Source organism: Pseudomonas sp. RL (assembly GCF_000647775.1).
GTDB classification, from domain to species: Bacteria; Pseudomonadota; Gammaproteobacteria; order Pseudomonadales; family Pseudomonadaceae; genus Serpens; species Serpens flexibilis.
Genome location: NZ_JBOY01000103.1, coordinates 1 through 9,594, shown reverse-complemented (window position 1 = coordinate 9,594; position 9,594 = coordinate 1). Strand labels below are relative to the sequence as shown.

Annotated in this window: 9 protein-coding genes; 3 read left to right on the top strand and 6 right to left on the bottom strand. The window is 66.5% G+C overall.

Features of this window, described 5'->3' with window-relative positions; translation table 11 throughout:
- Nucleotides 1–1,516 (bottom strand): phosphoenolpyruvate carboxylase (locus tag AS93_RS0115000; protein WP_027591370.1); only part of this gene is annotated, 1,516 nt, incomplete at its 3' end.
- Nucleotides 1,517–1,637: 121 nt separating this feature from the next.
- On the opposite strand from AS93_RS0115000, the gene AS93_RS0114995 reads away from it, so the two are divergent.
- Nucleotides 1,638–1,976 carry a hypothetical protein gene (locus AS93_RS0114995; RefSeq protein WP_027591369.1) on the top strand — a complete coding sequence of 113 codons (339 nt, stop codon included), beginning with the start codon at nucleotides 1,638–1,640 and terminating at the stop codon, nucleotides 1,974–1,976.
- Nucleotides 1,977–1,982: 6 nt separating this feature from the next.
- Here the strand turns inward: AS93_RS0114995 and AS93_RS0114990 are convergent, their stop codons facing one another.
- The 5 genes from AS93_RS0114990 to prfB form a co-directional block, all read right to left on the bottom strand.
- Nucleotides 1,983–2,309 carry a hypothetical protein gene (locus AS93_RS0114990; RefSeq protein ID WP_027591368.1) on the bottom strand — a complete coding sequence of 109 codons (327 nt, stop codon included), beginning with the start codon at nucleotides 2,307–2,309 and terminating at the stop codon, nucleotides 1,983–1,985.
- Between the two features lie 180 nt (nucleotides 2,310–2,489).
- Nucleotides 2,490–3,779, bottom strand: a complete 1,290-nt coding sequence (locus tag AS93_RS0114985; protein WP_027591367.1) for a flavohemoglobin expression-modulating QEGLA motif protein — start codon at nucleotides 3,777–3,779, stop codon at nucleotides 2,490–2,492.
- 6 nt (nucleotides 3,780–3,785) lie between these two features.
- On the bottom strand, nucleotides 3,786–4,337 hold the full coding sequence (locus tag AS93_RS0114980; RefSeq protein WP_027591366.1) for a hypothetical protein: 552 nt from the start codon (nucleotides 4,335–4,337) through the stop codon (nucleotides 3,786–3,788).
- A 133-nt stretch (nucleotides 4,338–4,470) separates the two neighbouring features.
- Entirely contained in the window at nucleotides 4,471–5,973 is a 1,503-nt protein-coding gene (gene lysS, locus AS93_RS0114975; protein WP_027591365.1) for a lysine--tRNA ligase, read from the bottom strand.
- A 134-nt stretch (nucleotides 5,974–6,107) separates the two neighbouring features.
- Nucleotides 6,108–7,203 (bottom strand): peptide chain release factor 2 gene (prfB, locus tag AS93_RS20665; protein WP_139326717.1). Its coding sequence is split into 2 segments (ribosomal slippage): nucleotides 6,108–7,130 and nucleotides 7,132–7,203, totalling 1,095 coding nucleotides; the frame shifts between segments, so codons are not numbered across the junction.
- A gap of 205 nt (nucleotides 7,204–7,408) precedes the next feature.
- On the opposite strand from prfB, the gene ydcS reads away from it, so the two are divergent.
- Nucleotides 7,409–8,557 (top strand): putative ABC transporter substrate-binding protein YdcS, encoded by a 1,149-nt coding sequence (gene ydcS / locus AS93_RS0114965; RefSeq protein WP_027591363.1) that lies wholly within the window; start codon nucleotides 7,409–7,411, stop codon nucleotides 8,555–8,557.
- 32 nt (nucleotides 8,558–8,589) lie between these two features.
- Nucleotides 8,590–9,594, top strand: a 1,005-nt coding sequence (locus tag AS93_RS0114960) for an ABC transporter ATP-binding protein (RefSeq protein WP_027591362.1), incomplete at its 3' end; no start/stop codon positions are given.

Below are 9,594 nucleotides of genomic sequence, written 5' to 3'. Positions count from 1 at the left end.
TTTCGAACAGCGGCACCACGCGCATCGGCCGACGCAGGCCGGCCTCCTTGAGCAGCAGCTGCACCGCCAGCACATCCGAGGCGGCGCCGGCCATGGAGATGACGTAGGAGCCGAGGGCCGCTGCCGGCGTCGCGGCGATCAGCCGGCAGGTAGCGAGCACCTCGGCGTTCTCCGTTGCCAGCGGCTGGTCGACCGGCAGCAGCGGACGCGGGTTGTCCAGCTCGCGCACCAGGAAGTCGAGACGCTGCGCCTCGTCCCACTCCGAGTAATGGCCCAGGCCGAGGAAGCGGGTGATCTCGTCCAGCGCGGCCGCGTGACGGCCGGCTTCCTGGCGGATGTCCAGGCGCACCAGGTGCAGACCGAACACCGCCGCCCGGCGCAGGCAGTCGAGCAGGCGGCCATCGGCGATCACCGCCATGCCGCACGCGCACAGCGAGCGGTAACAGAGCGCCAGCGGCGCATACAGCTCGTGCTGGTCGCGCAAAACGCCTTCGGGCTCCGGCACCGGTCGGCGCAGGCAGGCCTCGGCCCAGTCACGGGTAATACGCAGGCGCTCGCGCAACGGCTTGAGCAGCACCCGGTAGGGCTCTGCGTGATCACCCACGGCGTCTCGCAACTCGGCGCTGGCATCCTGCATGGACAATTCGACCTGCAGCCGGTCGATGTCGCGCAGGTGCAGGTCGGCCGCCATCCAGCGCGCCAGCAGCAGCACCTGGCGGCTGACCTCGGCGGTGACGTTCGGATTGCCGTCGCGGTCGCCACCCATCCAGGAAGCGAAGCGCACCGGCACCGCCTCCAACGGCAGGCGCTGGCCGCAGTGGGTCAGGAGCGCGTCGTCGAGATCGCGCAGCATGTCAGGCACCGCGCGCCACAGGGAATGCTCGATAACCGCGAAGCCCCACTTGGCCTCGTCCAGCGGCGTGGGCCGCTGGCGGCGGATTTCCTCGGTGTGCCAGGCCTCGGCGATCAGGCGGCGCAGGCGCAGCCGGCTGGCGGCCCGCTCGCGCTCGGTGAGGTCGTCGTGATCGCTCGCAGCCAGCTCGGCGGCGATGGCATCGTATTTCTGAATCAGGCTGCGGCGCGCCACTTCGGTGGGATGCGCGGTGAGCACCAGCTCGATATCCAGACCTGCCAGCCGGCTCGCCAGCTCCGCGGGATCGGCGCCGCCGGCCAGCAGGCGCGGCAGCAGCTCGTCCAGCACACGGTTTTCGAACGGCTCCGGCTCGCCCGGTGCCTGGCGGCGCACCTGGTGGTGCTGTTCGGCCATATTGGCCAGGTTGAGGAACTGGTTGAAGGCCCGCGCCACCGGCAGCAACTCATCCTCGCGCAGGCCGTCCAGGGTCTCGCCCAACTGATCGGCGGCGGCCTGGGAACCCCGCCGCCCGCCCTTGGCACCGGTGCGAATGCGTTCGATCTTGTCCAGGAAGGCGTCGCCCAGCTGGGCACGAATGGTCTCGCCAAGCAGTTCACCCAGCAGGTGAACCTCTTCTCGCAGGCGTGCGTCGATCTCCGTCATGGCTGCTCCTCCAGGCGCGATGCATCCAGCCTGAACAGTGCGACAGACAATTACAAGCCGCCGCGCCGACCACGGGCTGAACTAGCCTTGCAATAGACAACGGATGCGTGGAGGACACGCCATGAAGATTCGCGAACTGATCGGGCACTGGGAACAGAACGCCAGGGGCCAGTTGACCCAGGAAACCTATTGCCTGCACCTGGACCTGGAGTCGGCCGCGCGCCTCAACGCGCTGGCCGAGATGTACCCCAAGCGCAACGTGGAGGTGCTGCTGGGCGAGCTGGTGTCAGCCGCCCTGGAGGAACTGGAAGCCAGTCTGCCCTACGTCAAGGGCAGCAAGGTGGTGGCGGTGGACGAACAGGGCGATCCGCTCTACGAGGACATCGGTCCCACCCCACGCTTCCTGGCGCTGTCCCGGCAGTACCTGCAGCGCCTCAGCGAGGGGCAGAAGCCCCACTGATCCCGCTTACTCGGTGATGACCTGCGGGGTTTCCTGACCCATGCAGCGCACCGCCTGCTTGCGGTCATCGACCAGCACGCCAGTGAGGCCTTTCTGCCTGGTGTCGAACAGCACCAGCACGCCATCAATGCACTGGGCAACCTGGTCCGCCGGCTTCAGGGACAGCCGGTAATCCTCCCCGGGCACGGTCTTGAGCATGGTGAACTCCGCCAGCAGCAGCGCGTCCTGCGGCTTGGCGAAATGCACGTAGCCGTAGTAGCTGAGTACCGCGACGGTACCCACCACGGAACCCACGGCGGTGAGGATGTAGGGGATGAGATTGCGCTCGGCCATGCTCGTATCCGGATTCAGCGAAAAGGGAGGCAAGCTTATAGGCCCGGGGGCGGAGCGGGAAGCCTGATGGCGCGGCTCGCGTGGAGGCCACACCTGGAAGCCCGCGGACACATCCGCCCACAGCTCCGCAGTGTTTCTGTGGGAGCGGACTTGTCCGCGGGCTTTTCGGGCGCGCCCACCCTAGAGGATATTCGCGTAATCCGCCTCGACCCGGTCCAGGCTCAGGTGGTTGAGGAAGTTGGAGAAGCACATCCAGGCCGACAACGCGTTCAGATCCCGGAACTGCGCCGGCAGGTACTTGGGCGGCGCCACCAACCCCTCCTCCACCAGCTGGCGCAGGGTGCGCATGTCTTCCAGAGTGGCCTTGCCGCAGAACAGCAGCGGGATCTGCTCCAGCTTGCCCTGGCGCACCGCCAGCTGGATGTAGTTGTAGATGAGGATGAAACCCTTCAGGTAGGACAGGTCCTTGGTGAACGGCAGGCCGTCCGGCGCCGAGCCGCGGAACACGCGGCTGGCGTTGCCGTAGCTGTCGTCCTCGCCGTAACCCTGGGCCAGGAAGAAGCGGTAGACGTCGATGAAATCGGCGCCCTCCTCGGCCATGTGAATGGCCCGGGTGCGGTTGGTCAGCTTGCGCAGGCGCGACGGGTACGAGGCGAAGGCGATCACCTCCATGAGAATCGCCAGGCCCTCCTGGGTCACTGTGGAGGTTGGCGGGCCCTTGGCCAGGAAGGTGCAGATCGGCTGATTGAGACCGTTCAGCGTGGTGCCCACGTGCACCAGGCCCTCATGCACTTCCAGAGCCTGCAGGTCGCGCTCGTTGAACATCGCGTCGCTGCGGATCTTGATGTAGTCGGCGCCGGCCGCCGCGTCAGCGACGATGCCGTCGGACTCGAAGACCCGCACCACGCCCTCCCCCTCGCCTTCGCCGAACACCCGGTCCAGGCGCCACTGGAGGATTTCCACTGCCTGGGCGGCGTTGAGGGTCTTGGGCTCATCGGCCAGGTCGCCCCGGCTGGCGATGTTGTTCAGGTAGTCGGAGAGCATCAGCCCCAGGTCGGCCAGCGTCGGATCACCGGCGTGGAAGGCGTCCGAGGCCGCGCCGTACAGCTCCTGGGAGATCAGCCCGAAATCGCTGGTGCCGCGCGCCTCCAACATGCGAATGACCATGCGGTACTCGCGGCACATGCGCCGCATGATCTGCCCGACCGGGCTGAACTGGCCGAGCTGACGGGTGATGTCCCGCTCGATTTCCTGGAACTCGCGCTTCTTGGCCTCGGCATCGAAGGCCAGCGGCCGGGTGTGGTAGTAGCTGCGGTCCACCTCGGGTAGCCGCTGGCCTCCCGAGGCGAGGAACGCCCGGCGGACCGAATCGTCCCACTTCACCGCATCCAGGATACGGATCGGCGCCTGCGCCTCGACCAGGCGATCGGAGAGGTCACGCACCGTCTGCTGATAAGGGTCCAGCGGCATACTTCCTCACTGCTCGACGCGTTGCAGGCGCGCCACTTCAACGAAAACGTCGGCGTTGGCCGGATCGTCCAGGTAACCGAAGACCTCGGCCAGCGCCGAGCGGATCAGCACGCCCTCGCCCTCGGCAGTTTCCACCGCTTCGCCGGCCAGCCGCCCGGCCTCGACTTCCCGCAACAGGCGCGCCACGTCCAGGTTGAACAGCACTAGCTCACCGCCGCGGGTCAGTTCGAAGCCGAGGATGGCGAAATTTCCGCCCAGTTTGCGCGGCAGGCCGGCCGACAGGTACCAGCGCCGACCGTGGCGGGCAACGGTGAAGCCATATTCTTCGGCGCTGTCGAGGTTGTCCGGATCACCCTCGGTGCGCACCGCCCGGTACTGGTGGTTACCCACCCGGCTGATGCGCAGGAACAGCTCATCACCCCATTCATCCTCGCCCTGCCAGACGCCAAGCAGCGGAATGGGCGCCGCCTCGCTGGCCGGCAGCGGTTCACGGAAGGTCACCAGGCAGCCGCCCAACAGCAGCAGCGACGCCATCACCAGCGCGCGCGAGATGCGCATGCTCTTCTCTCCTTGTCGAAACGACGTGAACCAAGCGTAGTCGGTGGTCTTGCGGCAGCGATCTTCCGCCCACCGGGCGCAGCCGTCAAACGCCCACAAAAAACCGCCCGAAGGCGGTTTCTCGTAGGAGCGATCAGTTCTGCGGGCGCATGTGCGGGAACAGGATCACATCGCGGATCGACGGCGAGTTGGTCAGCAGCATCACCAGGCGGTCGATGCCGATGCCCTCACCGGCGGTCGGAGGCATGCCGTATTCCAGGGCGCGCACGAAGTCGGCATCGAAGTGCATGGCCTCGTCGTCGCCGGCGTCCTTGTCCTTGACCTGCTGCATGAAGCGGTCGGCCTGGTCTTCGGCGTCGTTGAGCTCCGAGTAGGCGTTGGCGATCTCGCGGCCGCCGATGAACAGCTCGAAGCGGTCGGTGACGCTGGGATCGTCGTCGGAGCGACGCGCCAGCGGCGAGACTTCGAACGGGTAGCGGGTGATGAAGGTGGGCTGCTCCAGCTTGTGCTCCACCAGCTCCTCGAAAATCATCGTCTGCAGCTTGCCCAGGCCCTCGAAGCCCTTCACGTCGGCGCCCGCCTTCTTGGCGATGGCGCGGCACTTCTCGACGTCCTGCAGGTCGTCCGCAGAGATTTCCGGGTTGAACTTGAGGATCGAGTCGAACACCGACAGGCGTGCGAACGGCTCGCCGAAATGGAACACCTTGTCGCCGTAGGGCACGTCGGTGCTGCCGAGCACAGCGAGGGCCAGCTCGCGGAACAGCTCCTCGGTGAGGTCCATGTTGTCCTCGTAGTCCGCGTACGCGTGGTAGAACTCGAGCATGGTGAACTCGGGGTTGTGCCGCGTGGACACGCCCTCGTTGCGGAAGTTGCGGTTGATTTCGAAGACCTTCTCGAAGCCCCCGACCACCAGGCGCTTGAGGTACAGCTCCGGCGCGATGCGCAGGTACATCGGCAGGTCCAGCGCGTTGTGGTGGGTCTCGAACGGCTTGGCCGCCGCGCCGCCCGGGATCACCTGCAGCATCGGGGTTTCCACTTCGAGGAAGCCGCGCTCGGCGAGGAACTTGCGGATGTGGGCGATGACCTGGGAACGCACGCGGAAGGTCTGGCGGGTTTCCTCGTTGACGATCAGGTCGACGTAGCGCTGACGATAGCGCTGCTCGGTGTCGGTCAGGCCGTGGTGCTTGTCCGGCAGCGGGCGCAGCGACTTGGTCAGCAGGCGTACCTTCTCCATGTGCACGAACAGGTCGCCCTTGTTGGAGCGCTGCACGGTGCCCTCGGCGCCGATGATGTCGCCCAGGTCCCAGGTCTTGATCTCGGCCAGGGTCTCTTCCGGCAGGGTCTTGCGATCCACATACACCTGGATGCGCGCGCTGGTGTCCTGGATGACCATGAAGGCGCCACGGTTGAGCATGATGCGCCCCGCCACCTTGACCGGGATGCGCTCCGCTTCCAACTCTTCCCGGGTCTTGTCCGCGTAGTTCTGCAGGATGTCGCCAGCCAGGCAGTCGCGGCGGAAGTCGTTGGGGAAGACATTGCCCTTGGCGCGCTCGGCGGCAAGTTTTTCCTTGCGCTGGGCGATCAGGCGGTTTTCTTCCTCGTGCAGGGCGTGCGGGTTCAGCGGTTGTTCGCTCATGGTGTCTGTGTTTCCCGTCAGGGCGCGGCCGGTGCCGCGTCATCGCTGGGTGCGCGGGGCGCACCGGGTTGTTTCGTCTGCACGAAGGCAGGCATTCGAATCGGGGCATGCAACGCGCATGCCCCGGGATGTGCTTACAGGCCCTGTTTCAGGCTGGCCTCGATGAACTCGTCCAGATCGCCGTCGAGCACCGCGTCGCAGTTGCTCTCCTCGATGCCGGTGCGCAGGTCCTTGATGCGCGACTGGTCGAGCACGTAGGAGCGGATCTGGTGACCCCAGCCGATGTCCGACTTGGTGTCTTCCAGGGCCTGGGAGGCCTCGCGGCGCTTCTGCATTTCCAGCTCGTACAGCTTGGCGCGCAACATCTTGAAGGCGCGGTCCTTGTTGGCGTGCTGTGAGCGTTCGTTCTGGCAGCTCACCACGGTGTTGGTCGGCAGGTGGGTGATACGCACCGCAGAGTCGGTGGTGTTCACGTGCTGGCCACCGGCGCCCGAGGAGCGGTAGGTGTCGATGCGCAGGTCCGCCGGGTTGATCTCGATCTCGATGTTGTCGTCGATTTCCGGCGAGGCGAACACCGCGGTGAACGAGGTGTGGCGGCGGTTGCCGGAGTCGAACGGGCTCTTGCGCACCAGGCGGTGCACGCCGATCTCGGTGCGCAACCAGCCGAAGGCGTACTCGCCACGGATGTGCACGGTGGCACTCTTGATGCCGGCGACTTCGCCCTCGGTGAGTTCGACGATTTCCGCATCGAAGCCATGCTTGGCAGCCCAGCGCAGGTACATGCGCAGCAGCATGTTGGCCCAGTCCTGGGCCTCGGTGCCGCCGGAGCCTGCCACGATATCGAGGAAGGCGTTGCTGGCGTCCATCTCGCCGCTGAACATGCGGCGGAATTCCAGCTTTTCCAGGGATTCGCGCAGGCGCGCCAGCTCGGAGACCACATCGTTCACCGCGCCTTCGTCGTTTTCCTCGACGGCCATGTCCAGCAGCTCGCGGGAGTCGGCCAGGCCACTGCTCAGTTCGTCCAGGGTCTCGACGATCTGCGCCAGCGTGGAGCGCTCGCGGCCCAGATTCTGGGCATATTCAGGATTGTTCCAGACGTTCGGGTCTTCGAGTTCGCGGTTTACTTCGACCAGGCGATCAGCTTTCTGATCGTAGTCAAAGATACCCCCGAATGGTCTGGGTCCGTTCGGACAGGTCCTTGATGCTGTTCAGGATCGGATTGATTTCCATGGCAGGCGGCACTCACAGATGAAGCTTCGGAAAAGCCAGCGAGTATACCCCAGCGAACTGCGGCTGACAGCACGCCGGGCGACGGGATTCGTCCGCACCACGGTGGCCACCGGCGCCGGATCAAGCGGGTCGCCAGCTACTAGACTGACGCGACTCGCCCGACATTTCGACGACCCCGCCAACCGAGCCCACAAGAGGGAACACCATGTCCGCGTCGCACACCGCAGTGATCAGCCTGCTCGGCGCCGCCCTGGCGGCAACCGCCGCGCAGGCGGCCGAACCCCTCAAGACCCTGGGCCAGCCCGAGGGGCGGCTGGATATCATCGCCTGGCCCGGCTACATCGAGCGCGGCGATACCGACCCGCAATACGACTGGGTGACCGCGTTCGAAAAGAGCACCGGTTGCCAGGTCAACGTGAAGACCGCCGGTACCTCCGACGAGATGGTCAGCCTGATGTCCAAGGGCGGTTACGACCTGGTCACCGCCTCGGGTGACGCCTCGCTGCGCCTGGTGGCCGGCAAGCACGTGCAGCCGGTCAACATCACCCTGATCCCGAGCTGGAACAGCGTCGATGACCGCCTGAAGAATGCGCCCTGGCACACCGTCGACGGCGTGCACTACGGCACCCCCTACCAGTGGGGACCCAACGTGCTGATGTACAACACCAAGATCTTCCCGATTGCCCCGACCAGTTGGGCCACGGTGTTCGAAGCGCAGAACCTGCCCGATGGCAAACCCAACAAGGGCCGCGTCCAGGCCTACGACGGCCCCATCTACATCGCCGATGCCGCGCTGTACCTGAAGTCGGCCAAGCCGGAGCTGGGTATCGCCGATCCCTACCTGCTTGACCAGAAGCAGTACGCCGCCGCGCTGGCCCTGCTGCGCCAGCAGCACAGCCTGATCCATCGCTACTGGCACGACGTGACGGTGCAGATGAACGACTTCAAGAACGAGGGCGTGGTGGCGTCCAGCGCCTGGCCGTACCAGGTCAACGCCCTCAAGGCCGAGGGCCAGCCGATCGCCTCGGTGGTGCCGAAGGAAGGCGCCACCGGCTGGGCCGACACCACCATGCTGCATGCCAACGCCCGGCACCCGGTGTGCGCCTACAAGTGGATGGACTGGTCGCTGCAACCCAAGGTCCAGGGCGACCTGGCCGCCTGGTTCGGCTCGGTGCCGGCGGTGCCGGCGGCCTGCACGGGCAACGCACTGCTGGGCGCCGAGGGCTGCAAGACCAACGGCTTCGACAACTTCGAGAAGATCGCCTTCTGGAAGACGCCACAGGCGGAGGGCGGGAAATACGTGCCCTACAGCCGCTGGACCCAGGACTACATCTCGATCATGGGCGGCAGGTGACGGCGCAGGCCCGCCACATTGGGGAGCACACCATGAGCGTTGCCGTGCAATTCACCGAGGTGTCCCGCCTGTATGGGCAGGTTCGCGCCGTCGACCAGCTGACCCTGGATATCCGCGACGGCGAGTTCTTTTCCCTGCTGGGCCCCTCGGGCTCGGGCAAGACCACCTGCCTGCGCCTGATCGCCGGCTTCGAGCAGCCCAGCTCGGGCTCGATCCGCATCCAGGGCGTCGAGGCTGCCGGCCTGCCGCCCTACCGCCGCGACGTCAACACGGTGTTCCAGGACTACGCGTTGTTCCCGCACATGAAGGTGCTGGACAACGTGGCCTATGGCCTGAAGGTGAAGGGCGTGGCCAAGGCCGAGCGCCTGGCGCGGGCCCGGGAGGCGCTGAGTCTGGTGGCGCTCGACGGTTTCGCGGAACGCAGGCCGTCCCAGCTGTCCGGCGGCCAGCGCCAGCGCGTGGCGCTGGCCCGGGCGCTGGTCAACCGTCCGCGCGTGCTGCTGCTCGACGAGCCCCTCGGCGCCCTGGACCTCAAGCTGCGCGAGCAGATGCAGGGCGAACTGAAGAAGCTGCAGCGCCAGCTCGGCATCACCTTCGTGTTCGTCACCCACGACCAGGGCGAGGCCCTGTCCATGTCCGACCGGGTGGCGGTGTTCAACCAGGGGCGCCTCGAGCAGCTGGACACGCCGCGCAATCTGTACCTGCAACCGGCCACGCCCTTCGTCGCCGAGTTCGTCGGCACCAGCAACGTGATACGCGGCGAGCTGGCGCGGCAGCTATGCGGCTCGACGCAGCCCTTTTCCATCCGACCCGAGCACGCCCGCCTGGCCGGCAGCGAGCCGGCGTCCGCCGAGGAGCTGCAGATCAGTGGCCAGTTGCAGGACATTCAGTATCTGGGCGCCGCCACCCGTTTCGAGCTGCGCCTGGACAACGGCCAGAACTTCACCGTCAGCCAGCCGAACACGCACTGGAGCCTCGACGCCCCGCCGGTGCTGCCCGGCCAGCGGGTCAGCGCCCGCGCAGGCGGCCGAACCCCT

What these genes read in the sequence shown, in the direction of transcription:
- AS93_RS0114990 (WP_027591368.1), bottom strand. Translation starts at nt 2,309, where the DNA reads ATGGCCGAGCGCAATCTCATCCCCTACATCCTCACCGCCGTGGGTTCC.
- AS93_RS0114985 (WP_027591367.1), bottom strand. Translation starts at nt 3,779, where the DNA reads ATGCCGCTGGACCCTTATCAGCAGACGGTGCGTGACCTCTCCGATCGC.
- ydcS (WP_027591363.1), top strand. Translation starts at nt 7,409, where the DNA reads ATGTCCGCGTCGCACACCGCAGTGATCAGCCTGCTCGGCGCCGCCCTG.
- AS93_RS0114995 (WP_027591369.1), top strand. Translation starts at nt 1,638, where the DNA reads ATGAAGATTCGCGAACTGATCGGGCACTGGGAACAGAACGCCAGGGGC.
- AS93_RS0114980 (WP_027591366.1), bottom strand. Translation starts at nt 4,337, where the DNA reads ATGCGCATCTCGCGCGCGCTGGTGATGGCGTCGCTGCTGCTGTTGGGC.
- lysS (WP_027591365.1), bottom strand. Translation starts at nt 5,973, where the DNA reads ATGAGCGAACAACCGCTGAACCCGCACGCCCTGCACGAGGAAGAAAAC.